General features: G+C 45.7%; 24 protein-coding genes. All 24 read left to right on the top strand.

Annotation, left to right across the window (positions count from 1 at the left end; genetic code table 11):
- Window positions 1-3: 3 nt before the first annotated feature.
- On the top strand, window positions 4-1,146 hold the full coding sequence (locus O3627_RS03590) for a glucose-1-phosphate adenylyltransferase (protein WP_004187682.1): 1,143 nt from the start codon (window positions 4-6) through the stop codon (window positions 1,144-1,146).
- Complete coding sequence (gene glgD, locus O3627_RS03585; protein WP_371621293.1) at window positions 1,136-2,275, top strand: glucose-1-phosphate adenylyltransferase subunit GlgD; 1,140 nt, start codon at window positions 1,136-1,138, stop codon at window positions 2,273-2,275. Before O3627_RS03590 ends, glgD begins: the two co-directional genes overlap by 11 nt.
- The gene (gene glgA, locus O3627_RS03580) at window positions 2,272-3,702 is read left to right on the top strand and encodes a glycogen synthase GlgA (protein WP_125377590.1); all 1,431 of its coding nucleotides are present in this window, start codon (window positions 2,272-2,274) and stop codon (window positions 3,700-3,702) included. The genes glgD and glgA overlap by 4 nt, the downstream gene beginning before the upstream one ends.
- A gap of 212 nt (window positions 3,703-3,914) precedes the next feature.
- The gene (locus O3627_RS03575; RefSeq protein ID WP_371621292.1) at window positions 3,915-6,311 is read left to right on the top strand and encodes a glycogen/starch/alpha-glucan phosphorylase; all 2,397 of its coding nucleotides are present in this window, start codon (window positions 3,915-3,917) and stop codon (window positions 6,309-6,311) included.
- A 142-nt stretch (window positions 6,312-6,453) separates the two neighbouring features.
- Window positions 6,454-6,954 carry a phosphatase PAP2 family protein gene (locus O3627_RS03570; RefSeq protein WP_371621291.1) on the top strand — a complete coding sequence of 167 codons (501 nt, stop codon included), beginning with the start codon at window positions 6,454-6,456 and terminating at the stop codon, window positions 6,952-6,954.
- A 125-nt stretch (window positions 6,955-7,079) separates the two neighbouring features.
- Complete coding sequence (gene manA / locus O3627_RS03565) at window positions 7,080-8,021, top strand: mannose-6-phosphate isomerase, class I (RefSeq protein WP_125377585.1); 942 nt, start codon at window positions 7,080-7,082, stop codon at window positions 8,019-8,021.
- Between the two features lie 263 nt (window positions 8,022-8,284).
- On the top strand, window positions 8,285-8,485 hold the full coding sequence (locus tag O3627_RS03560) for a F0F1 ATP synthase subunit C (RefSeq protein WP_002897908.1): 201 nt from the start codon (window positions 8,285-8,287) through the stop codon (window positions 8,483-8,485).
- Window positions 8,486-8,520: 35 nt separating this feature from the next.
- Window positions 8,521-9,237 (top strand): F0F1 ATP synthase subunit A, encoded by a 717-nt coding sequence (atpB, locus tag O3627_RS03555; RefSeq protein ID WP_002897906.1) that lies wholly within the window; start codon window positions 8,521-8,523, stop codon window positions 9,235-9,237.
- 18 nt (window positions 9,238-9,255) lie between these two features.
- Window positions 9,256-9,750, top strand: coding sequence for a F0F1 ATP synthase subunit B (gene atpF, locus O3627_RS03550; protein ID WP_125377583.1), 495 nt, complete (start codon window positions 9,256-9,258; stop codon window positions 9,748-9,750).
- The gene (locus O3627_RS03545; RefSeq protein ID WP_002904151.1) at window positions 9,750-10,286 is read left to right on the top strand and encodes a F0F1 ATP synthase subunit delta; all 537 of its coding nucleotides are present in this window, start codon (window positions 9,750-9,752) and stop codon (window positions 10,284-10,286) included. The genes atpF and O3627_RS03545 overlap by 1 nt, the downstream gene beginning before the upstream one ends.
- A 15-nt stretch (window positions 10,287-10,301) precedes the next feature.
- Window positions 10,302-11,807 (top strand): F0F1 ATP synthase subunit alpha, encoded by a 1,506-nt coding sequence (atpA, locus tag O3627_RS03540; RefSeq protein ID WP_125377581.1) that lies wholly within the window; start codon window positions 10,302-10,304, stop codon window positions 11,805-11,807.
- A gap of 15 nt (window positions 11,808-11,822) precedes the next feature.
- On the top strand, window positions 11,823-12,704 hold the full coding sequence (locus tag O3627_RS03535; RefSeq protein WP_002895995.1) for a F0F1 ATP synthase subunit gamma: 882 nt from the start codon (window positions 11,823-11,825) through the stop codon (window positions 12,702-12,704).
- A 38-nt stretch (window positions 12,705-12,742) separates the two neighbouring features.
- On the top strand, window positions 12,743-14,149 hold the full coding sequence (gene atpD / locus O3627_RS03530; protein WP_002897903.1) for a F0F1 ATP synthase subunit beta: 1,407 nt from the start codon (window positions 12,743-12,745) through the stop codon (window positions 14,147-14,149).
- A gap of 7 nt (window positions 14,150-14,156) precedes the next feature.
- Window positions 14,157-14,579: a F0F1 ATP synthase subunit epsilon gene (locus O3627_RS03525; protein WP_002904155.1), complete on the top strand. Its 423-nt coding sequence runs from the start codon at window positions 14,157-14,159 to the stop codon at window positions 14,577-14,579.
- 173 nt (window positions 14,580-14,752) lie between these two features.
- A complete protein-coding gene (locus O3627_RS03520; RefSeq protein ID WP_125350886.1) occupies window positions 14,753-14,983 on the top strand; it encodes a DUF1146 family protein in 231 nt (76 codons plus the stop codon).
- Window positions 14,984-15,050: 67 nt separating this feature from the next.
- Window positions 15,051-16,331: a UDP-N-acetylglucosamine 1-carboxyvinyltransferase gene (gene murA, locus O3627_RS03515; protein WP_371621290.1), complete on the top strand. Its 1,281-nt coding sequence runs from the start codon at window positions 15,051-15,053 to the stop codon at window positions 16,329-16,331.
- Window positions 16,324-16,506, top strand: a complete 183-nt coding sequence (locus O3627_RS03510) for a DNA-directed RNA polymerase subunit beta (protein WP_002900736.1) — start codon at window positions 16,324-16,326, stop codon at window positions 16,504-16,506. Before murA ends, O3627_RS03510 begins: the two co-directional genes overlap by 8 nt.
- Window positions 16,507-16,564: 58 nt before the next feature.
- The gene (locus tag O3627_RS03505; protein WP_009659999.1) at window positions 16,565-17,425 is read left to right on the top strand and encodes a DNA/RNA non-specific endonuclease; all 861 of its coding nucleotides are present in this window, start codon (window positions 16,565-16,567) and stop codon (window positions 17,423-17,425) included.
- A gap of 177 nt (window positions 17,426-17,602) precedes the next feature.
- Window positions 17,603-18,322: a matrixin family metalloprotease gene (locus tag O3627_RS03500; protein ID WP_125350885.1), complete on the top strand. Its 720-nt coding sequence runs from the start codon at window positions 17,603-17,605 to the stop codon at window positions 18,320-18,322.
- A gap of 4 nt (window positions 18,323-18,326) precedes the next feature.
- Entirely contained in the window at window positions 18,327-18,692 is a 366-nt protein-coding gene (locus tag O3627_RS03495) for a hypothetical protein (protein WP_002895985.1), read from the top strand.
- 99 nt (window positions 18,693-18,791) lie between these two features.
- Complete coding sequence (locus tag O3627_RS03490) at window positions 18,792-20,687, top strand: ABC-F family ATP-binding cassette domain-containing protein (protein WP_371621289.1); 1,896 nt, start codon at window positions 18,792-18,794, stop codon at window positions 20,685-20,687.
- Window positions 20,688-20,732: 45 nt separating this feature from the next.
- Window positions 20,733-21,089: a hypothetical protein gene (locus O3627_RS03485; RefSeq protein WP_125381806.1), complete on the top strand. Its 357-nt coding sequence runs from the start codon at window positions 20,733-20,735 to the stop codon at window positions 21,087-21,089.
- Between the two features lie 4 nt (window positions 21,090-21,093).
- Window positions 21,094-21,957 carry an XRE/MutR family transcriptional regulator gene (locus tag O3627_RS03480; RefSeq protein WP_125381804.1) on the top strand — a complete coding sequence of 288 codons (864 nt, stop codon included), beginning with the start codon at window positions 21,094-21,096 and terminating at the stop codon, window positions 21,955-21,957.
- A gap of 78 nt (window positions 21,958-22,035) precedes the next feature.
- Complete coding sequence (locus tag O3627_RS03475; RefSeq protein ID WP_048774418.1) at window positions 22,036-23,217, top strand: MFS transporter; 1,182 nt, start codon at window positions 22,036-22,038, stop codon at window positions 23,215-23,217.
- The last annotated feature ends 6 nt before the right edge of the window (window positions 23,218-23,223 follow it).

Here is a 23,223-nt window from a genome sequence, read left to right as displayed (position 1 = left end):
TCTATGAAGAATGAAATGCTAGCTTTGATTCTTGCCGGCGGGCAAGGAACTCGTCTTGGAAAGCTCACACAGAGTATCGCAAAACCTGCGGTACAGTTTGGCGGCCGCTATCGTATTATTGACTTCGCCTTGTCTAACTGTGCCAACTCCGGTATTCACAATGTCGGTGTCATTACTCAATACCAACCACTAGCTCTGAACAGTCATATCGGAAATGGTTCTAGCTGGGGGCTCGATGGTATTAACTCAGGCGTGTCCATTCTTCAGCCTTATTCTGCGAGCGAAGGAAATCGATGGTTTGAAGGTACCAGCCATGCGATTTATCAAAATATCGACTATATCGACAGCATCAATCCTGAGTATGTTCTGATTTTGTCTGGGGACCATATTTACAAGATGGATTATGATGACATGCTTCAATCTCACAAGGACAACAATGCCAGTTTGACAGTTGCCGTTCTGGATGTGCCTCTCAAAGAAGCCAGTCGTTTTGGTATCATGAATACAGATGCTAATAATCGAATTGTTGAATTTGAAGAAAAACCAGAAAATCCTAAGTCAACCAAGGCTTCTATGGGGATTTATATCTTTGACTGGCAGCGTCTGCGCAATATGCTGGTAGCTGCTGAAAAGAGCAACGTGGACATGTCTGACTTTGGTAAGAATGTTATCCCTAACTATCTTGAATCTGGTGAAAGCGTTTATGCTTATGACTTTGAAGGCTATTGGAAAGACGTTGGTACAGTAGAGTCTCTCTGGGAAGCCAACATGGAATACATCAGCCCAGAAAATGCTCTGGATAGCCGCAATCGTCGCTGGAAGATTTATTCTCGCAACTTGATTTCTCCGCCAAACTTCATCAGTGAAAATTCCCATGTGGAAGACTCGCTGGTCGTTGATGGCTGTTTCGTTGACGGTACAGTAAAACACTCTATTCTTTCTACTGGTGCTCAAGTCAAAAAGGGCGCAGTTATTGAAGACTCTGTCATCATGAGTGGAGCTGTTATTGGCAAAGACGCTAAGATTAAGCGGGCCATTATCGGCGAAGGTGCTATCATCTCTGATGGTGTAGAGATTGATGGTACAGAGGAAGTATATGTTGTCGGATACAACGAGAAAGTGGGGGTACCAAAAGATGAAGATTGATAAATACTCAGCAATTTTAGGAAACACAGTCGGCTTCCATGATATGTCAACTCTGACAAATCATCGTCCAGTAGCCAGCTTGCCATTCGGTGGGAAATACCGCTTGATTGACTTCCCGCTTTCAAGTCTTGCCAACGCTGGTATCCGCAGTGTCTTTGGTATCTTCCAGCAGGACAATATCAGCTCTGTCTTTGACCATATTCGTTCTGGACGTGAGTGGGGGCTGTCTACCTTGCTCAGCCACTATTACCTGGGAATCTACAATACCCGTGTAGAAAGCTCCACAGTCGGTGAGGAATACTATAAGCAACTTTTGACCTACCTCAAACGTTCTGGTTCCAACCAAACGGTCGCTCTTAACTGCGATGTCTTGGTTAATATTGACCTCAATCAAGTTTTCCACTTGCATAATACAACAGAGCAGCCGATTACAGTTGTCTATAAGAAATTGCACAAGGAAAATATCTCGGATGTGAATGCTGTCCTAGATATTGACGAAACAGACCATGTCAGAGGGCATAAACTCTTTGATGGCCGAGAAGATGCTGAGCTCTTCAATATGTCTACAGACATCTTTGTAGTGGATACTCCTTGGCTAATTGAAAAGCTGGAAGAAGAAGCTAAGAAAGAGCATCCGCAAAAACTTCGCTATGTCCTGCGTGATTTAGCAACTCAGGAAGGGGCATTTGCCTACGAATATACAGGCTATCTGGCGAATATCTATTCTGTAGAGACCTACTACAGATCCAACATCGATATGCTTGAAAGTAAGAAATTCTACTCTCTCTTCAGTCCGAACCAAAAGATTTACACCAAGGTTAAGAATGAAGAGCCAACTTACTATGCTGAGTCTTCAAAAGTATCTCGCTCCCAGTTTGCGTCAGGAAGCATTGTGGAAGGTGAGGTCATCAATTCTGTAATTTCACGGAATACCAAGATTAAGACTGGAAGCAGTGTCAAACACAGTGTTCTCTTCCCTCGAGTGAAAGTTGGAGAAAATGCAACTGTTGAGTACGCGATTGTGGACAAGGGTGTTGAAATTGGCGAAGGAGTGGTGATTCGCGGAACTGCAGAAGACCCAATCGTAGTCAAGAAGAGCCAAAAAGTTACAGAGGACATAATTCGATGAAGATTTTATTTGCAGCAGCAGAAGGAGCCCCATTTTCTAAGACAGGTGGTTTGGGAGACGTTATCGGCGCTCTCCCCAAATCTCTGGTCAAGGCTGGCCATGAAGTTGGTGTCATTCTGCCTTACTATGACATGACCCATGCCAAATTTGGTGACCAGGTGGAAGATCTTTTCTACTTTGAAGTCAGCGTTGGCTGGCGCCGCCAGTATGTTGGGGTCAAGCGACTGGTCTTGAACGGTGTGTCTTTCTATTTTATTGACAATCAGCATTATTTCTTCCGCGGCCATGTTTACGGGGATTTTGATGATGGTGAGCGGTTTGCTTACTTCCAGTTAGCAGCGGTTGAGCTGATGGAGCGGATTGATTTCATTCCGGATGTTCTGCATGTTCACGATTATCATACTGCTATGATTCCTTTCTTGGTTAAGGAAAAATACCATTGGATTCAAGCATATCAGAATATCAAAACCGTCTTGACCATCCATAATCTGGAGTTCCAAGGTCAATTCCCTGACAGCATGCTTTGGGAACTGTTTGGAGTGGGCTATGAGCGCTATGCAGACGGAACCCTGCGTTGGAATGACTGTCTCAACTGGATGAAGGCTGGCATTCTCTATGCGGACCGAGTGACAACTGTATCACCAAGCTATGCAGGTGAAATCCGTACACCAGAATTTGGCTGCAATTTGGATCAAATCCTGCGGATGGAGTCCGGTAAATTGGTCGGAATTGTCAACGGTATTGATACAGATATCTATAATCCAGAAACGGATCCGCTCTTAGCTCATCACTTTGACAAATCTAACTTATCTGGTAAACTAGAAAACAAGCGGGCTTTGCAAGAGCGAGTTGGCCTGCCTGTGCGTGATGATGTGCCGGTTGTTGGGATTGTTTCCCGTCTGACCCGCCAGAAAGGCTTTGATTTGGTAGTGGAAGAGCTGCACAATCTCCTGCAGGAAGATGTGCAGATTATCCTCTTGGGAACAGGTGATCCAGCTTTTGAGCAGGCTTTCGCTTGGTTTGGTCATGCCTATCCTGATAAGCTTTCAGCCAACATCCTCTTTGATGTGACCTTGGCTCAGGAGATTTATGCTGCCAGCGATATTTTCCTCATGCCAAGCCGTTTCGAGCCTTGTGGCCTGTCACAAATGATGGCTATGCGCTACGGAACCTTGCCTTTGGTGCATGAAGTGGGCGGTCTGCGTGATACCGTCGAGCCTTACAATGTCTATACAGGACAGGGAACTGGCTTTAGCTTCAATAACTTTTCTGGCTACTGGCTGACTTGGACCTTCAAGGAGGCACTCAAGCTCTATGCCGATGACAAGGAAGCTTGGAAATCTCTGCAAGAGCAGGCGATGGAGAGAGACTTCTCTTGGGATACAGCCAGCAAGGCATACAGTGATTTATATCAATCACTTCTATAACATTTACTTTGGAATCAGTATAAAAAATCCTCTCTTGTCCATGGGACAAGGGAGGATTTCCGTGAGAATTACATTTTTATATATTATCATACTGTGTTGGAGCACTGTTTTTAGCTTGTGGCTGAAGTGAGCGATTCCCATCTTGATTGAAAAAAGTATTTCTACGTTTAAATCTGCTTCCCGCTATTAAGAAAGGGAGATAACCACCCACCATGGAACTGACAAAAGAACGTTTTATTCGAGATTTTAAGGACATGCTACACGAACGAACGTTGATTAAGGTTGCTGATGCGACTTCAGTGGAGCTTTTTCAGGCTTTGGCCAGCACTGTCCGCAAGTATATCACGCCACTGTGGCTAGAGCGCCGCAATCAGTTGATTGAGCAGCAGCAAAAGACAGCTTATTACTTTTCTATCGAGTTTCTTCCAGGGCGCATGCTGGAAACAAATCTGCTCAACTTAGGTATCCTCGATACGGTCAAGGAAGGCTTTGCCGATTTGGGCGTTGACTTTGAGGATGTTAAGAATGCTGAGTATGATATGGCCTTGGGCAATGGCGGTCTGGGCCGCTTGGCGGCTGCCTTCATGGACTCGCTGGCAACCACTGGCTATCCAGGATTTGGAAATGGGATTCGCTATCGCTATGGACTCTTTAAGCAGCGCATCGTTGATGGCTATCAGGTAGAAATTCCTGATGCTTGGTTTGGCAGTCTGGGCAATGTCTGGGAAACCCGTAAGGACCATGATATTGTTGATGTTAAAATCTTCGGAAATGTTTCCCTCCACGCCAATGAAAAGGGCCGGATTGTGCCTCTTTATGAGAATTCCAAAACCTTGCGTGCGGTGCCTTACGATGTGCCGCAGATTGGCTTTGGCAATGACACTGTCAACAATCTCCGGCTTTGGGATGTTGAAATTCCAGAGGAGCATGAACTGGACTATCCGACCATTGAGGCTCGTCGCCGTGTGCAAGACATCACTGCTATTCTCTATCCAGACGACTCTAGCTACGAAGGAAAAGAGCTACGCTTGATCCAGGAATACTTTATGACCAGTGCAGGTCTGCAGACCATTATCAAATCCTACCTCAAGCAAGGTCGCCCGCTCAAGGATATTCATGAGAAGGTCTCTGTCCATATCAACGATACCCACCCAGCTGTCGCACCGGCTGAATTTATGCGTCTCTTGGTGGATGAGTACGACCTGGAATGGGCAGACGCTTGGAATGCCACGGTTAAAACCATGAGCTACACCAACCATACCATTTTGTCTGAAGCTTTGGAAAAATGGGATGCAGAGCTCTTTAAGAATGTTCTGCCGCGGGTTTATCAGATTATCCTAGAGATTGACAACCGCTATGTGGCTGAAATGGCTGGACGCAGCCTTGATCCGCAAGTCATCGAAAACACTCGGGTTGTCAAGGACAATCAAATCCACATGGCTCACTTGGCTATCATCGGTGGTCATTCAATCAATGGTGTTGCCAAACTCCACACCGAACTTCTCAAAGAAGACACCTTGCGTGATTTTTACAGCATTTACCCAGAGAAGTTTAATAACAAAACCAACGGGATTATCCAGCGCCGCTGGCTGCAAATTGCGGACCAGCCTCTGTCGGCTGAGATTGATAAACTGATTGGTAAGGGCTGGAGAAGTGATATTCATGAGCTGCGTAAGCTTTTGGAATTCAAGGATGATCAGCAAGTGCTGGGTGATTTCTACCGAGTGAAGCAAGAAGCCAAGGCTCGTCTAGCTGACTTCATCAAGGAATCAACAGGAGTAGAAGTTTCTACAGAAGCCATCTTTGATGTGCAGGTGAAACGCCTCCACGCCTACAAGCGTCAGCTGCTCAACCTGCTTCATATCATCAAGCTTTACTGGGACCTCAAGGACAATCCTGATAAGGATATGGTACCACGCGTCTTTATCTTCGGTGCCAAGGCTGCTCCAGGCTACCACTTTGCCAAGTCCGTTATCAAGCTGATCAATGAAGTGGCCAATCTGGTTAACAAGGATGAAAGCCTGCAAGGCAAACTCAAGGTTGTTTTCCTAGAAAACTACCGGGTCAGCCTGGCTGAGCTCATCATTCCTGCGGCAGATGTATCAGAGCAGATTTCTCTGGCTTCCAAGGAAGCTTCTGGTACTTCCAACATGAAGTTCATGATGACAGGTGCCATTACCCTAGCCACTCTGGACGGGGCCAATATCGAAATCAAGGACGAGGTCGGTGATGACAACATTGTTATCTTCGGGATGGACAAGGACGAGGTTTACGAGCACTATGCCCGCCATGATTATTACTCACGCGGTGTCTATGAAAGCAATCCAGATATTCGCCGGGTGGTCGACACCTTTGTCAATGGCACCATTCCAAACGTCCGTGAAGAAGGCTCTGAAATCTACGAAGCCCTCATCACCCACAATGATGAATACTTCCTCTTGGAAGACTTCCATGCTTATGTGGAAGCTCAAGAGAAGATTGATGCTCTCTATCGTGACAAAGAAAAATGGGCCCGCATGAGCTTGATTAATATTGCTACATCTGACAAGTTCACCTCAGATGATACCATTGAGCAATATGCCAAGGAAATCTGGAACTTGGAGAAATAATACTCTTCAGAAAACATGAATACTAAGAGATTGGGGCTTGGGTCTCAGTCTCTTTTGCTATCTATCTACCATCTTGTCTGGAAATATGCTATAGTAGAGAAAGTATGAGAGTCCAACGTTTAGAAAAGCAGGGTAAGCAAGCATGAAAGACTACACGATTTTTTATCAACAATTAACAACTCCTTTTCGCAGTCGCCCTCAGTGGCTGAAAGGGCTGGTTTACTTCAATCGGGGAATGACCTTGTTCATACCTATCGTTTATGGTCTCGTTCTAATCAGTGCCTTTCTGACGGAAGGCTGGAAAGGGCTGCTTGCTTTTTTCTTCCTGCCAGCTATCGGATTTGGTCTGTTATCGGCTATTCGCAAACGGCTGAATCAGGCACGCCCTTACGAAAAATGGGCTATTCAACCCTTGCTGGCCAAGGATACATCAGGAAAGTCCATGCCCAGCCGCCATGTCTTTTCAGCGACTGTTATTTCCATGTGCCTACTCTACTTTTTCTGGTTGCCGGGACTTATCTGCCTCTTGCTTTCAGCAGGGCTGGCCCTAGTGCGCGTGATTGGCGGAGTGCACTATCCAAAGGATGTGCTGGTCGGCTATCTTTGCGGCATTTGCTGGGGAGCTTTACTCTTTTTACTATAAAAGGCTTGATTTCAGCAGAGAGTAGACAAAGGACTTCCAGCTATATTATAATAGAAGCAGTAACAACCGTTTCGACACCAAGGGCTATTCCTTGCTGGATGCGAAAAAAATTTAAGGAGAAAACTATGTCAGAACCATTATTTCTACAGTCTGTGATGCAGGAGAAGATTTGGGGCGGCACCAAGCTGCGCGATGTCTTTGGCTATGAGATTCCCAGCGAACATGTAGGGGAGTACTGGGCTATCTCGGCTCATCCTAATGGTGTGTCAACCGTCAAGAATGGACGATTTGCCGGCCAGAAGTTAGATGCGCTTTATGCCGAGCACCGTGAGCTCTTTGGCAATCGCCCGGAACCTGTCTTTCCGCTTTTGACGAAGATTTTAGATGCTAATGACTGGCTCAGTGTTCAGGTCCATCCTGATGATGCCTATGGACTGGAGCACGAAGGGGAGCTTGGTAAGACTGAATGCTGGTATGTCATAGCTGCAGACGAAGGAGCAGAGATTATTTATGGTCATAATGCCAAGAGCAAGGAAGAGCTGAGCCAGCAGATTGAGAGCAAGGACTGGGACCAGCTCCTGACCAAAATTCCAGTCAAGGCTGGCGATTTCTTCTATGTGTCAAGCGGCACCATGCATGCCATTGGCTCAGGGATTCTGATTTTGGAGACTCAACAGTCCAGTGACACAACCTACCGTGTTTATGACTTTGATCGCAAGGACGATGCTGGCAATCTTCGTGAGCTGCATTTGGAGCAGTCGATTGACGTTCTGACTATCGGTGAGCCAGCCAATAGCCGTCCTGTTACCATTCAGGCAGATAGTTTGACTTCTACTCTTTTGGTGGCCAATGACTTTTTTGCTGTTTACAAGTGGGATATCGCTGGTTCGGTTAATTTTAAAAAGACAGCAGACTATAGCTTGGTCAGTGTCTTGGAAGGAGTCGGTGAGCTAGAAGTTGATGGAGCTGTCTACCAAATCGAAAAAGGAGATCATTTCATCCTGCCTAGTGATGTTACAGAATGGACCTTGTCTGGGGATTTGCAACTGATTGTCAGCCATCCATAACTATAGAAAAATCAAGAGCAAATAATCACTTTGCTCTTTTTTCTTTTTAAAATATAAGAAATAAGTAAAATTCTAGACAGTTACTTCCTATTTATAGGGCAGAATAGTTCGTATGTTGATAAATATTTAATTGATTTTGGTAAAAAATTTTATATAACAAAAGAAAAAAACAAAAAACGCTTACAATTGTGTAAAAGATTGACTATTCGATATTTTAGGAGTAAACTAAGGAAGTAATTAAAAAATATTAAGGAGAAGTCATCATGAATTTAACATATTTAGGACTTTGTTTTGCCTGCTTTGGCGTATCAATTGCTGAAGGTTTGATTATGAGTAATTTATTTAAGGCAGCGTCTCGTCAGCCAGAAATGATTGGTCAATTGAGAAGCCTCCTAATCTTGGGAATTGCCTTTGTCGAAGGTACTTTCTTTGTAACGCTGGCTATGGCCTTTGTTATCAAATAAGAAAGAATTCTCTTTAGAAAAGGGGGTGTCATCTGTTGGAAGAAAGTATCAATCCAACTATCAATGTCGGTCCTGTGACCTTTGATTTGACCCTGCTGGCCATGACTCTGCTGACGGTGTTTGTAACTTTTGGACTTGTTTATTGGGCAAGTCGAAAGATGACGATTAAGCCGTCAAGAAAGCAGAATGCTTTGGAATATATCTATGATTTTGTCATTGATTTTACCAAGGGAAACGTTGGCGAGCATTATATGAAGAATTACTCGCTTTTTCTATTCTCCCTCTTTCTTTTCGTGGCTGTGGCGAATAACTTGGGATTGATGGCTAAGGTTCAGACAACCAATGGCTTTAATCTCTGGACATCGCCGACAGCCAATCTCGCTTTTGACCTGGGCTTCTCTCTTTTGGTGACGATTTTCTGTCATGTTGAAGGAGTTCGACGTCAAGGGATAAAAGGATATCTAAAAGGTTTTGTGACTCCGGGTATCATGACACCCATGAATATCTTGGAAGAATTTACCAATTTTGCTTCTCTAGCCTTGCGGATTTATGGAAACATTTTTGCAGGTGAAGTATTGGCTGGTTTGCTCTTGACTTGGGCACATCAAGCGGCGTATTGGTATCCGATTGCCTTTATTATGAACATGGTTTGGACTGGTTTTTCCATCTTTATTTCCTGTATCCAAGCCTATGTTTTTACCATGCTAACATCTATGTATCTTGGTAAAAAAATTAATGGTGAGGTAGAATAAAAAGAAAGGATAGATAAAATGAATATAACCGTAGGTGAAATTATTGGCAACTTTATCTTTATTGCCGGCTCCTTTCTTCTTTTAGTATTTCTCATTAAGAAGTTTGCTTGGGGCAATATTATCGGGATTTTAGATCAGCGTGCTCAAAAGATTTCAGACGATATTGACGGTGCGGAAGCTGCCCGTCAGAAAGCTGAAGCCTTGGCGCAAAAGCGTGAAGAAGCCTTGGCAGGAAGCCGTGAAGAAGCTGCTACTATTGTTGAAACAGCTAAAGAAACAGCTGAGAAAAACAAGGCTGGAATCCTAGCTAATGCAGCAGAAGAAGCAGGGCGCTTGAAGGCTAAAGCCAATCAGGAAATTGCCCAAAATAAGGCAGAGGCTATGAGCAGCATCAAAGGAGAAGTGGCTGACTTGACAGTGGCTCTGGCTAGTAAGATTTTGAGCCAGGAACTGGATAAGGAAGCTCAGAGCGAGCTCATCGACCGCTATATCAAACAGTTAGGAGATGTCTGATGGATAAGAAGCAATATGCAATCATTGAGAAATATGCTTTGCCTTTTGTTCAGACGGTCTTTGAAAAAGGTCAGCAAGAAGATGTTTTTGAAAAACTGAGTCAGATTAAGGCTGTTTTCGCGGAGACCGGCCTTGCTGACTTTTTGTCACATATCGGCATCAGTGACCACGAGAAAGAAAAGAGTCTGCGGCTCTTTCAAAACTCAGGCTCCCAGCTGCTTGATAATCTGATTGAAATTGTCATTCTCAATCATCGTGAGGACCTCTTTTATGAGATTGTGCTGGAGAGTCAGCACCAGCTTGAAAAGATCAGCAATGAGTTTGAGGTGACGCTACGCTCTGTTCAGCCTTTGACAGCCAGTCAGAAGGAGAAGATTCGGCCGATTATTGAGCAGAAGATGGGTCTAAAAGTCCGTTCGCTCAAGGAAGAATTGGACAGTAGCTTGATTGGCGGCTTTGTCATCTCTGCCAATAACAAAACAATTGATGCAAGCATAAAACGTCAATTGCAAGTCGTAAAAGAAAAATTGAAATAGAAAGTGGTGTGAATTTTGGCGATTAACGCACAAGAAATCAGCGCTTTAATTAAGCAACAAATTGAAAATTTCCAGCCAAATTTTGACGTCACAGAAACAGGGGTCGTCACTTATATTGGTGATGGAATCGCGCGTGCTCATGGTCTGGATAAGGCTATGAGCGGAGAGCTCTTAATCTTTGAAAATGGCTCTTATGGTATGGCGCAAAATCTAGAGTCAACTGATGTTGGGATTATCATCTTGGGAGACTTTACAGACATTCGTGAAGGAGATACCATTCGCCGGACTGGTAAAATCATGGAAGTTCCTGTGGGCGAGGCCTTGATTGGGCGGGTTGTTGATCCGCTGGGTCGTCCTGTTGATGGACTTGGTGACATTATCACGGACAAGACACGTCCGGTTGAAACACCGGCTCCGGGTGTCATGCAGCGTAAGTCAGTATCTGAGCCTTTGCAGACAGGTCTCAAGGCTATTGATGCCTTGGTTCCGATTGGCCGCGGCCAGCGGGAGCTGATTATCGGGGACCGTCAGACTGGGAAGACGACCATTGCCATTGATGCCATCCTGAACCAGAAAGGTCAGGATATGATTTGTATCTATGTGGCGATTGGTCAGAAAGAATCTACAGTCCGTACACAGGTAGAAACGCTGCGTCAGTATGGTGCTTTGGACTATACGATTGTTGTGACAGCCTCTGCTTCACAGCCGTCGCCTTTGCTTTTCTTGGCGCCTTATGCTGGTGTAGCGATGGCAGAAGAGTTTATGTACAATGGCAAGCATGTTTTGATTGTCTATGATGACTTGTCCAAGCAGGCTGTGGCCTACCGTGAACTGTCTCTCCTGCTCCGTCGTCCGCCAGGCCGTGAGGCCTTCCCTGGAGATGTTTTCTATCTGCATAGCCGTCTCTTGGAGCGTTCAGCCAAGGTTTCTGATGAGTTGGGCGGTGGTTCGATTACAGCTCTGCCATTTATTGAAACGCAGGCAGGAGACATTTCGGCCTATATCGCGACCAACGTGATTTCAATCACTGATGGACAAATTTTCCTCAGCGACAGCTTGTTCAATGCTGGGGTACGTCCGGCCATTGATGCAGGTTCTTCTGTATCACGGGTTGGGGGCTCTGCCCAAATCAAGGCTATGAAGAAAGTAGCTGGAACCCTGCGTATCGACCTGGCTTCTTATCGGGAGCTGGAGGCCTTTACTAAGTTTGGTAGTGATTTGGATGCGGCAACGCAGGCCAAGCTCAATCGTGGCCGCAGGACTGTTGAAGTCTTGAAGCAGCCGATTCATGAGCCGCTGCCGGTTGAAAAGCAGGTAGTGATTCTCTATGCTTTGACCCATGGTTTCTTAGACAGTGTGCCGGTAGATGATATTTTGCGCTTTGAGTCAGAATTATTTGCCTATTTTGATGCACATCAAGAAAGCATTTATGAAACCATTCGGACAACGAAAGACCTTCCAAGTGAGGAAGTCTTGGATGCTGCCATTACTGAGTTTATAGACCAGTCTAGCTTCAAATAGGAATAGAGGTGTCAGATGGCAGTTTCATTAAATGATATTAAAAATAAAATTGCATCCACGAAAAACACCAGTCAAATCACCAATGCCATGCAGATGGTTTCTGCTGCTAAGTTGGGAAAATCTGAGGAAGCAGCTAAAAACTTTCAGGTCTATGCCCAGAAAGTGCGTAAGTTAGTTACGGATATGTTGCATGGCCACGAGGCAGAAAATGCCCGTCATCACTCAATGTTAATCAGTCGGCCGGTTAAGAAATCAGCCTATATTGTCATTACTTCTGACCGCGGTCTGGTAGGTGGCTACAATGCGACTATTCTCAAGGCTTTGATGGAGCTGAAAGCTGAGTACCATCCGACTGGAGAGGACTTTGAAGTCATCTGTATCGGAAGTGTCGGTGCTGATTTCTTCCGAGCTCGGGGCATTCAGCCGGTTTATGAACTGCGTGGTCTAGCAGATCAGCCTAGCTTTGATGAGGTCCGTAAAATCATTAGCAAGACCATTGAGATGTATCAGAATGAGCTCTTCGATGAGCTCTATGTCTGCTATAATCACCATGTCAACAGTCTGACCAGTCAGATGCGGGTGGAGCAGATGCTGCCAATCATTGACTTGGATCCCAATGAAGCTGATGAAGATTATACGCTGAATCTGGAACTGGAATCCAGTCGGGATTCTATCTTGGATCAACTGCTGCCCCAGTTTGCAGAGAGCATGATTTACGGTGCCATTATTGATGCCAAGACGGCTGAGAATGCTGCCGGTATGACTGCTATGCAGACAGCTACAGACAATGCTAAAAAGGTCATCAGTGATTTGACTATTCAGTACAACCGCGCTCGGCAAGCTGCCATTACGCAGGAAATTACTGAAATCGTGGCGGGTGCAAGTGCCCTAGAATAAGGCCACAAATGAATTAGAAATTAAACGAGGGAAAAAACATGAGCTCAGGCAAAATTGCTCAGGTTATCGGGCCGGTCGTAGACGTTGCGTTTGCTGCCGGAGACAAGCTACCTGAGATAAATAATGCACTTGTAGTCTATAAAAATGATGAGAAAAAATCAAAAATCGTCCTTGAAGTAGCTCTTGAGCTTGGTGACGGTGTGGTGCGGACCATTGCCATGGAGTCGACCGATGGTTTGACACGTGGTTTAGAGGTCTTAGATACTGGTCGTCCGATTTCTGTGCCGGTCGGCAAGGAAACTCTGGGTCGGGTGTTCAATGTCCTAGGAGACACTATCGACTTGGATGCGCCATTTCCTGCTGATGCAGAGCGCCAGCCGATTCATAAGAAGGCACCGACCTTTGATGAACTATCAACTTCATCAGAAATCCTGGAAACAGGGATCAAGGTTATCGACCTTCTGGCACCTTATCTGAAAGGTGGGAAAGTTGGTCTCTTTGGTGGTGCCGGAGTAGGGAAGACTGTCCTGATTCAGGAATTGATCCACAATATTGCCCAAGAACACGGAGGGATTTCTGTCTTTACGGGTGTTGGTGAACGGACGCGTGAAGGGAATGACCTCTACTGGGAAATGAAAGAGTCTGGCGTTATCGAAAAGACGGCTATGGTCTTTGGTCAGATGAATGAACCACCTGGAGCTCGGATGCGGGTTGCTCTTACTGGACTGACTATTGCGGAATATTTCCGTGATGTGGAAGGTCAGGATGTGTTGCTCTTTATTGACAACATCTTCCGCTTTACGCAGGCTGGTTCGGAAGTGTCTGCCCTTTTGGGCCGCATGCCATCAGCCGTTGGTTACCAACCAACACTTGCAACAGAAATGGGACAGTTACAAGAACGGATTACCTCAACCAAGAAAGGTTCCGTTACTTCCATCCAGGCTATCTATGTGCCAGCGGATGACTATACTGACCCTGCGCCAGCGACAGCTTTTGCTCACTTGGACTCTACGACCAACCTAGAACGGAAATTGGTTCAGCTGGGGATTTATCCAGCCGTGGATCCACTCGCTTCCAGCTCTCGTGCCCTTTCTCCTGAGATTGTCGGAGAAGAGCACTATGCAGTGGCAGCAGAAGTTAAGCGGGTCTTGCAACGCTATCACGAATTGCAGGATATTATTGCTATCCTTGGTATGGACGAGTTGTCAGATGATGAGAAGACTTTGGTTGCACGTGCGCGGCGGATCCAGTTCTTTCTGTCACAGAACTTCAATGTGGCGGAGCAATTTACCGGCCAGCCAGGCTCTTATGTACCAGTAGCTGAAACGGTTCGTGGTTTCAAAGAAATCCTTGAAGGTAAGCACGATAAGCTGCCAGAAGACGCCTTCCGTGGTGTGGGCTCCATCGAGGATGTATTGGCCAAGGCTGAGAAAATGGGATTCTAAGAGGTGAATGATGGCTCAAATGACAGTACAAATCGTGACACCGGATGGTCTTATTTATGATCACCATGCTGCATTTGTTTCCGTAAAGACCATTGATGGTGAGCTGGGGATTTTACCCCGCCACATCAATACCATCGCTGTTTTAGAAGTGGATCAGGTTAAGGTGCGCCGGGTTGACGATGACAAGCATATTGACTGGATTGCGGTCAATGGCGGAATCATTGAAATTGCAGACAATGTCATTACCATTGTGGCGGATTCAGCTGAGCGTGAGCGAGATATCGACATTAGTCGGGCCGAGAGAGCTAAGCTCCGAGCTGAACAAGAAATCGAAGAAGCACATGATAAACACTTGATTGACCAAGAACGCCGGGCTAAGATTGCCCTGCAGCGGGCAATCAACCGGATCAATGTCGGAACAAGATTATAAGAAGCTATTTTGCCTAGATTGATGGAAGCCATTCATCATCTGGTAATATGCTTTCATGATACAAACTGAATACACAAAACTGAGGCAAATCTGTCTCAGTTTTCTTTTCCAAAGCAAAAGGGCAGGACTGTTTAGTTCGTCCTTGACTGGAGTCTTGTGGTATAATAAAAGTTATGGTAGAAGTTATTTTTAAATTATGCAGTCATTTGCTCTTTATTTTCTTTGCCTTTCATCTGCTGTCAACGGTTGTTGAGTGGGAGAGATTTTTCAAGGTTAATGCCGATAATGCGATAAAAATTCGCTTTTTGATTCTCTTGTTTAGCATTGCCTTGGGCTATTTAGTCAGCCTTTTCTTCATTGGTATTTACGATATGAGCCGGGCGATTTTTAATGGTACTTTATAAGGTCATATTTTTGATTTTATGGTATGATAGTATGGATGATTTTAAAAATTTAGAGTAAGGAATCGGTATGGAAAAAATTATTATTCAAGGTGGAGATAATCGCTTGGTCGGAAAGGTCAAGATTGAAGGAGCAAAAAATGCGGTGCTGCCTCTCTTGGCAGCGACAGTCTTGGCTAGTGAGGGCCAGTCTGTGCTGAAAAATGTTCCGGTCTTGTCTGATGTCTTTACCATGAACAATGTGGTCCGCGGTTTAAACACTCAGGTGGATTTTAATCAGGAAGAAAATACAGTTGTTGTGGATGCAACTCAGCCTTTGTCTGAGGAGGCGCCTTACAAATACGTCAGCAAAATGCGGGCGTCTATCGTTGTTTTGGGGCCAGTTCTTGCTCGTAATGGTCATGCTAAGGTTTCCATGCCAGGCGGCTGTACAATTGGTAGCCGGCCTATTGACTTGCACCTGAAGGGCTTAGAAGCCATGGGCGCTCAGATTACCCAAACAGCGGGTTATATCGAAGCGAAGGCAGAGCGACTCAAGGGTGCCCACATTTACATGGACTTTCCTAGTGTGGGAGCAACGCAAAACATCATGATGGCTGCGACGCTGGCTCAAGGAACGACAGTGATTGAAAATGCTGCTCGGGAGCCTGAAATCGTTGACCTAGCCCTCTTTTTAAATGAAATGGGAGCCAAGGTCAGAGGAGCAGGTACTGAGACTCTGACTATTGTCGGAGTGGACCAGCTGCGAGGGGCCAAGCATAATGTGGTTCAAGACCGTATCGAAGCAGGAACTTTTATGGTTGCTGCAGCCATGACCAGCGGTGACTTGCTGATTGAGGATGCCATTTGGGAGCACAATCGTCCCCTGCTTTCCAAAATGCAGGAAATGGGAGTGGAAGTGACAGAGGAAGATGAAGGGATTCGGATTCGTTCCGATCTTTCGAAGCTGAGACCGGTTGCGGTCAAGACCCTTCCTTATCCAGGCTTCCCAACGGACATGCAGGCTCAGTTTACGGCGCTCATGGCTATGGCCAAGGGCGAGTCTACGATGATTGAGACTGTCTTTGAGAACCGCTTCCAGCATCTAGAGGAAATGCGTCGGATGGGGCTGCACTCTGATATCATGCGTGATACAGCTCGTATCTGGGGCGGCGGCAGTCTTCAGGGAGCTGAAGTCATGTCAACAGACCTTCGGGCCAGTGCGACTTTGATTCTGATGGGCTTGATTGCTGAAGGCGAGACTAAGGTCAGCAAGCTCGTACACTTAGACCGAGGCTACTATAAATTCCATGAAAAATTGGCAGCCTTGGGAGCCAAAGTGAAGCGTGTAAAGGAAGAAGACGATGAGTGAAAATCTTAAATATTTAGGTCGGCAAATTGGCCTTGTTCTACTGGTTCTCTTGGTAGCCGTGATTCTCTTTTTTGTGGCTTTGATGATTGGCTATAACATTATCGGAAACGGTAAGGGATCAGTTTTTTCACCAGAAACCTGGCAAGAATTAATCGGGAAGTTTACTGGAAACTAACTCCTAGTCGAACAGACTGGCTGAAATAAATCCAGTTTGCTAAGTTGAAAGAAAGAAGATGAAAAGAAAGACTAGTCAGAAAAGGAATTCTAAGAGCCTGCAAGGCTGGGCTGGGCTGACTCTGGCCTTGATTTTGGCGCTGGCTGGCTATTTCTGGGGACAGGATGGTCAGCAGCCACTTCAGAGTCCAAATTCAGAAATCCGAGTTGGGCAAGTCCAAGATCAGGCCGCTCCTAGTCAGGAACTGGCTGAGAGCGTTCTGACGGATGCTGTCCGAGCTCAGCTCAAAGGCAGCATTGAATGGAACGGAGCTGGCGCCTTTATCGTGAATGGGAATAAAACGGACTTGGATGCGGGGATTTCTAGTAAGCCCTACGCTGACAATAAGACCAAGCTTGTTCAAGGGCAAACTCTTCCGACGGTGGCGAATGCCTTTTTATCCAAGTCTACCCGCCAGTACAAAAAACGGGAAGAAACTGGAAATGCCAACACTTCATGGGTACCGGCAGGTTGGCATCAACTCAAGAACCTCTCTGGTGAGTACAATCACGCTGTGGACCGAGGGCATCTCTTGGCCTATTCGCTGATCGGTGGTTTGAAGGGCTTTGATGCCTCTACTAGCAATCCTGCTAATATAGCTGTGCAGACGGCCTGGTCCAACCAAGCCAATGAAGCAGACTCGACAGGGCAGAATTACTACGAAACAAAGATTCGTAAGGCTTTGGATAAGAACAAGCGGGTGCGCTACCGGGTAACCTTGATTTATGCCACGGAGACTGATTTAGTGCCAGTTGGTTCTCATCTAGAGGCCAAGTCCAGCGATGGCAGTCTGGAATTCAATGTCTTTATTCCGAATGTGCAAAAAGGGATTCGCCTGGACTATAATAGTGGCAGGGTCAGTCTGGATAGAGGTTCTTAATTTTATACTCAAAAATAGATTTGCAAAGAGTATTCAATAGTATGAAAAGAAATGGTTGCAGATTTGTAGTCATTTTCTTTTATACTAATAGATAGAAAGAAGGCGAATTTTTCAGCCTTCTTTAAGAAAGCGGTGGTAAAATCAACGTTCTCTTACAATCTAGTAAAGGAGGTTGCGATGGGACTTATTTTTAAAAGTATCCGGTTCCTCATGCGTCTGATTGGGCGCGTGGTTTGGGGACTTGCTTGGTCCTTTGTCCTGAGCTTTATAGTTATTGTCGGAATTTTCTATTTTACCACTTCGACAAAACCGGGCACAGAGGGACTGACGCAGGCTGTTCAGACAGCTGTTGGCAGAGTGGATCAATTTTTAAATCACCAAGGCATTTCCACGGGGCTTCACAGCAGTGAGGAGACGCAGACGGATCAGCTGACAGATGAGCATGCAACAACAGGGGCTCGTTGGGAACAGCCAAGCGCCACGATTTATATCGATACAAACAATGAAACCTTCCGTTCAGCCTATCAGGAGGCTATTGATTCTTGGAATCAAACAGGTGCCTTCACCTTTCAAATCATCAATGACAAAGACAAGGCGGACATTGTTGCGACGGAGATGAACGATGGCAATGTCAGTGCAGCTGGTGAAGCTGAGTCGCAGACCAATCTCCTAACCAAGCGGTTTACCCATGTCACGGTTCGCCTTAACAGTTACTACCTGCTGGACAGTCGCTATGCTTATTCTCATGAGCGGATTGTCAATACAGCAGCGCACGAATTGGGCCATGCTATCGGATTAGACCATAATGAGGAGGAATCAGTGATGCAGTCAGCAGGCTCATTTTACAGTATCCAGCCGACAGATATCCAGGCTGTAAAAGACTTGTATCAATCGTAAGCCTATGTTAAAATCTATTTTTTACTTGATTCGACACTTTCCAGAGCAAGTTTTTCTCTTTGTTTTTAACTCAGGAATCTTTGTCTGGCTATGGAAAAGCGGTAATGAGATTGCCAACCAGCTAGGAGTGACAGCGGCTTGGGAAAATCATGTTCCGGCACCCATTCAGGTCTTCTTCGGTCAGAATATTGAGGCGGTTCAGGGATTTTTTCACAATTCTGCCTTTATGTGGCTAGTCGGATCCATGATTATCCTTTTGGTTATTCGTCTGATCAAGGGAATGATTAAATTTGTTGTCTTTGTAGTTCTGATTCTGCTGGGAATTTATCTGATTTTGCAGAATCAATCTATTCTCAATAGTTTTATGTAAGGCAGTCTGATATGACTGTCTTTTTTCTTTTGGGGAGCTGAGTTCGCTTTCTCTTGAATTCTGATAGCTGTGCTTCTGGAAATCTGCTATAATGGTCTTATGATTATTTTACAAGCAAGCAAGATTGAGCGCTCTTTTGCAGGGGAGCTTCTTTTTGACAATATTAACCTGCAGGTGGATGAGGGAGACCGGATTGCCCTCGTCGGTAAAAATGGAGCTGGGAAGTCAACCCTGCTCAAGATTTTGGTGGGCGAGGAAGAGCCCACTTCTGGTCAGATCAATAAAAAACGAGACCTGTCCCTGTCCTATCTGGCTCAGGACAGCCGCTTTGAGTCGGAGAATACTATCTACGACGAGATGCTGCTGGTCTTTGATAGTCTGCGCCAACAAGAAAAACGCTTGCGGCAGATGGAGCTACAAATGGGAGAATTGTCAGGGGAAGAGCTGACTGCTCTCATGACCCAGTACGACCAGCTGTCAGAGGACTTTCGCCAGAAAGGTGGTTTTACCTACGAGGCCGACATTCGAGCGATTTTGAATGGCTTCAAGTTTGACCAGTCCATGTGGCGGATGAAGATTTCTGAGCTGTCAGGCGGGCAGAATACCCGTCTGGCGTTGGCTAAGATGCTTTTGGAAAAACCAGAGTTGCTGGTACTGGACGAGCCGACCAATCACTTGGATATTGAGACCATTGCCTGGCTGGAGGCTTACTTGATTAACTACAGCGGTGCCTTGATCATCGTCAGCCACGACCGCTATTTCCTAGACAAGGTTGCGACCATCACGCTGGACTTGACCAAGCATTCCTTGGATCGCTATGTGGGCAATTACTCTAGCTTTGTGGTCCAAAAGGAGCAGAAGCTGGCTACTGAAGCCAAGAACTATGAAAAGCAGCAGAAAGAAATCGCTGCGTTGGAGGACTTTGTCAATCGCAATCTAGTTCGGGCTTCCACTACCAAGCGGGCTCAGTCCCGTCGTAAGCAGCTGGAAAAGATGGAGCGTTTGGACAGGCCGGAGACCGGCAGTCGATCGGCTAATATGACCTTCAAATCTGATAAAGTTTCGGGCAATGTTGTGCTGACCTTGGAAGATGCAGCTATTGGCTACGGTGAGGAAGTCCTGTCGGAGCCGATTAACCTTGACATTCGCAAGTTTAATGCGGTAGCTATTGTCGGGCCAAATGGGATTGGAAAGACGACCTTGATCAAGTCACTAATCGGTCAGGTGCCCTTTATCAGAGGCAAGGAGCAGCTGGGAGCTAATGTGGAAGTGGGCTACTATGACCAGACCCAAAGCAAACTGACTGCCAGCAATACGGTACTTGACGAGCTATGGAATGACTTCAAGCTGACGCCAGAGGTCGAAATTCGCAATCGCTTAGGTGCTTTCCTCTTCTCGGGAGACGATGTCAAGAAGTCTGTTGGCATGCTATCAGGTGGAGAGCGGGCGCGTCTGCTTCTAGCAAAGCTGTCTATGGAAAACAACAACTTCCTCATCCTAGACGAGCCGACCAACCATCTGGACATTGACAGCAAGGAAGTGCTAGAAAATGCCCTGATTGACTTTGACGGCACCCTGCTCTTTGTCAGCCACGACCGTTACTTTATCAATCGCGTGGCCACACAGATTGTTGAGCTCTCTGAGACAGGCTCCACCCTTTATCTGGGTGATTATGACTACTATCTGGAGAAAAAGGCAGAGCAGGAAGCCTTGCGTGAGGAGACGGAGCAGTCCAGTCCTGACAAGCCAGCACCTGCCAATGACTATCAGCTTCAAAAGGAAAACCAGAAAGAACAGCGCCGGCTGGCCCGCCGCCTAGAGCAATTGGAAGCGCAAATCGAGGACTTGGACAGTCAGATCAGTCGGCTTCAGGAGGCCATGGAGGCTACCAACGACGCCGCCGAACTCATGGAGATCCAGCAGCAAATCGACCAGCTGACCTCCACCCAAGAAGAAGCCATGCTAGAATGGGAAGAACTGGCAGAGAAGGTGTAGTATTTTTAGGGGCAGTCAGTCCGCCCGCTTTGAAAGGAGCTACTGATGACGACAGAAAACGATTGGTTTATGCGGCAGATCAAGGGAGCGGCCAATATGCTTGGTTCGGCTCTGCGCCTAACAATCCAGCATTTAGATCTGGGGCAGTTTGAAGATGAGCAAGGCCGGCAGCTTGATGGAGCTGATTATTTGCAAGAGCTGCTGGAAAGCGAGCATTTTGCAGAGGCTGCTGATTTCGTTCAGGCCCAGATGAAGCGCCTGCCTTTCCATCAATATGAGATACTGGCGGACCAGTTCTTGCTTTATCTGGCCAGTCTGGAAGCCCCAGCAAAAGACCGGAATGGCTTGGATGAAGCCTATTTACAGGATTTGGAAAAGCAACTGAAAGAATTGAAGTGGTAAACAAATGGAAAAATTAGGCAAAGTTTTTCGTGATTTTCGTTTAAATGGGCATTATTCTTTGAAGGAAGCGGCGGGTCAGGTTTGCTCGACTTCTCAACTGTCTCGTTTTGAGCTGGGTGAGTCGGATATGACTCTCTCGAAATTTTTAGATCTCTTGGATAATATTCATGTGACCCTTGAAAATTTTATAGACAAGGCACGGAATTTCCAGCAGCATGAGCATGTGGCCATGATGGGTCAGATTATTCCTCTTTACTACTCAAATGACATCAAGGGATTTCAAGACTTGCAAGCGGAGCAGTTGGAAAAGGCCAAGGCCAGTAGTGCGCCTCTTTACTATGAGCTGAATTGGATTTTGATGCAGGGCTTGATTTGTCAGCGGGACAATCAGTTTCGCATAAGGCAAGAGGATTTAGATAAGGTGGCTGATTATCTTTTCCAAGTGGAAGATTGGACCATGTACGAGCTTATCCTCTTTGGCAATCTCTATAGTTTTTATGATGTGGACTATGTCTACCGTCTGGGCAAGGAAGTTATGGAGCGGGAGGACTACTACAAAGAAATCGGTCGCCATAAGAGACTAGTCTTGATTCTAGCTCTCAATTGCTACCAGCATTGTTTGGAAAGTCGTTCTTTTGATAAGGCTAGTTATTTTGAGGCTTACGTAGAGAAAATCATTGGCAAGGGCATTAAACTCTATGAACGCAATGTGTTCCTCTATCTCAAGGGGTTTGCTGCTTATCAGAAGGAGCAGAAGAAGCAGGGCATCAAGCAAATGCAGGAAGCCATGCACATCTTTGAAGTGCTGAATTTACCTGAGCAAGTCGCCTATTATCAAGAGCATTTCGATAAGTTTGTAAAAGCATAATTTCCCAAATATGGGAAAAATAAAGAACCTCCCTCCATTCCTGATACAATAGTTTCAGAAATGGAAGGAGGTATTTTTATGAATCGACAGGCAGCACAGCTGATTACACGGGCTGCTATTAATAAAATTGGGAATATGCTTTATGACTATGGAAATAGCATCTGGCTTGCTTCTTTGGGAGCTCTGGGACAGACGGTCTTGGGCATTTACCAGATATCGGAGCTAGTCACTTCTATCTTATTTAATCCTTTGGGTGGGGCCATTACGGACCGCTTTTCCAGACGTAAGGTGCTGATGGTAGCAGATTTGATTTGTGCCGGTCTTTGTCTATTGATTTCTTTTATTTCAAATGACCAGCTCATGATTGGAGCGCTGATTTTTGCTAATGTGGTTCAGGCTATAGCCTTTGCTTTTTCTCGGCCAGCTAATAAGTCTTATATTACCGAAATTGTGGACAAGGAAGACATTGTAACCTACAATTCTCATCTGGAATTGGCCTTGCAGGTTATCAGTGTCTCAGCTCCAGTTTTGTCTTTTATCGTGATGCAGTATGCAAATCTGCGCGTGACTCTTCAGCTGGATGCTCTTAGCTTCTTTCTGGCTTTTGCCTTGGTTTACTTTCTGCCTAATCATGAGCCAAGCAAGCAGAAGTCTCCCATCAATTTTGGAAATATCCTGAGAGATATCAAGGAAGGTTTAGTTTATATCCGTCAGCAAAAAGAAATCTTCTTTCTGCTTTTGGTAGCTTCTGCAGTCAACTTTTTCTTTGCGGCCTTTAATTATCTATTGCCTTTCACCAATCAGCTCTACGGTAAGACCGGCTCTTATGCAAGCATTCTGAGTTTGGGTGCTATAGGCTCAATCATCGGAGCCATTCTAGCCAGCAAGGTTAAGGCCACTATGGGAAATCTACTCCTAGCTCTGCTATTGACTGGTGTTGGAGTCGCAGTCATGGGCATCTCTGCCTTGCTACCGGTTCATCCATATTTCTCCTATTCTGGTAATCTTATCTGCGAGCTCTTTATGACTGTTTTCAATATTCATTTCTTCAGCCAGGTTCAGACCAAGGTGGACAAGCAGTATCTAGGCCGCGTTTTCTCAACAATCTACACGCTGGCAATTCTTTTCATGCCTCCTGCGACTTTTCTGATGACTGTTCTGCAGAGTGTCCATACCTTTTCCTTTCTCCTAATTGGTTTTGGAGTGATGGGATTGGCTTTGATTTCCTACCTTTATCAAAAGAAAATACAAAAAAACTAGGCTGGA

Source organism: Streptococcus sp. 27098_8_82 (genome assembly GCF_041431615.1).
Lineage (GTDB): Bacteria > Bacillota > Bacilli > Lactobacillales > Streptococcaceae > Streptococcus > Streptococcus sanguinis_K.
The sequence above is the reverse complement of the archived record's forward strand: the minus strand, read 5'-3'. Positions and strand labels throughout refer to the sequence as shown.

Bases quoted from the DNA above. Each gene is read 5' to 3' on its own strand.
- O3627_RS03590 (WP_004187682.1), top strand. From the start codon at position 4: ATGAAGAATGAAATGCTAGCTTTGATTCTTGCCGGCGGGCAAGGAACT.
- glgD (WP_371621293.1), top strand. From the start codon at position 1,136: ATGAAGATTGATAAATACTCAGCAATTTTAGGAAACACAGTCGGCTTC.
- glgA (WP_125377590.1), top strand. From the start codon at position 2,272: ATGAAGATTTTATTTGCAGCAGCAGAAGGAGCCCCATTTTCTAAGACA.
- O3627_RS03575 (WP_371621292.1), top strand. From the start codon at position 3,915: ATGGAACTGACAAAAGAACGTTTTATTCGAGATTTTAAGGACATGCTA.
- O3627_RS03570 (WP_371621291.1), top strand. From the start codon at position 6,454: ATGAAAGACTACACGATTTTTTATCAACAATTAACAACTCCTTTTCGC.
- manA (WP_125377585.1), top strand. From the start codon at position 7,080: ATGTCAGAACCATTATTTCTACAGTCTGTGATGCAGGAGAAGATTTGG.
- O3627_RS03560 (WP_002897908.1), top strand. From the start codon at position 8,285: ATGAATTTAACATATTTAGGACTTTGTTTTGCCTGCTTTGGCGTATCA.
- atpF (WP_125377583.1), top strand. From the start codon at position 9,256: ATGAATATAACCGTAGGTGAAATTATTGGCAACTTTATCTTTATTGCC.
- O3627_RS03545 (WP_002904151.1), top strand. From the start codon at position 9,750: ATGGATAAGAAGCAATATGCAATCATTGAGAAATATGCTTTGCCTTTT.
- O3627_RS03535 (WP_002895995.1), top strand. From the start codon at position 11,823: ATGGCAGTTTCATTAAATGATATTAAAAATAAAATTGCATCCACGAAA.
- atpD (WP_002897903.1), top strand. From the start codon at position 12,743: ATGAGCTCAGGCAAAATTGCTCAGGTTATCGGGCCGGTCGTAGACGTT.
- O3627_RS03525 (WP_002904155.1), top strand. From the start codon at position 14,157: ATGATGGCTCAAATGACAGTACAAATCGTGACACCGGATGGTCTTATT.
- O3627_RS03520 (WP_125350886.1), top strand. From the start codon at position 14,753: ATGGTAGAAGTTATTTTTAAATTATGCAGTCATTTGCTCTTTATTTTC.
- murA (WP_371621290.1), top strand. From the start codon at position 15,051: ATGGAAAAAATTATTATTCAAGGTGGAGATAATCGCTTGGTCGGAAAG.
- O3627_RS03510 (WP_002900736.1), top strand. From the start codon at position 16,324: ATGAGTGAAAATCTTAAATATTTAGGTCGGCAAATTGGCCTTGTTCTA.
- O3627_RS03505 (WP_009659999.1), top strand. From the start codon at position 16,565: ATGAAAAGAAAGACTAGTCAGAAAAGGAATTCTAAGAGCCTGCAAGGC.
- O3627_RS03500 (WP_125350885.1), top strand. From the start codon at position 17,603: ATGGGACTTATTTTTAAAAGTATCCGGTTCCTCATGCGTCTGATTGGG.
- O3627_RS03495 (WP_002895985.1), top strand. From the start codon at position 18,327: ATGTTAAAATCTATTTTTTACTTGATTCGACACTTTCCAGAGCAAGTT.
- O3627_RS03490 (WP_371621289.1), top strand. From the start codon at position 18,792: ATGATTATTTTACAAGCAAGCAAGATTGAGCGCTCTTTTGCAGGGGAG.
- O3627_RS03485 (WP_125381806.1), top strand. From the start codon at position 20,733: ATGACGACAGAAAACGATTGGTTTATGCGGCAGATCAAGGGAGCGGCC.
- O3627_RS03480 (WP_125381804.1), top strand. From the start codon at position 21,094: ATGGAAAAATTAGGCAAAGTTTTTCGTGATTTTCGTTTAAATGGGCAT.
- O3627_RS03475 (WP_048774418.1), top strand. From the start codon at position 22,036: ATGAATCGACAGGCAGCACAGCTGATTACACGGGCTGCTATTAATAAA.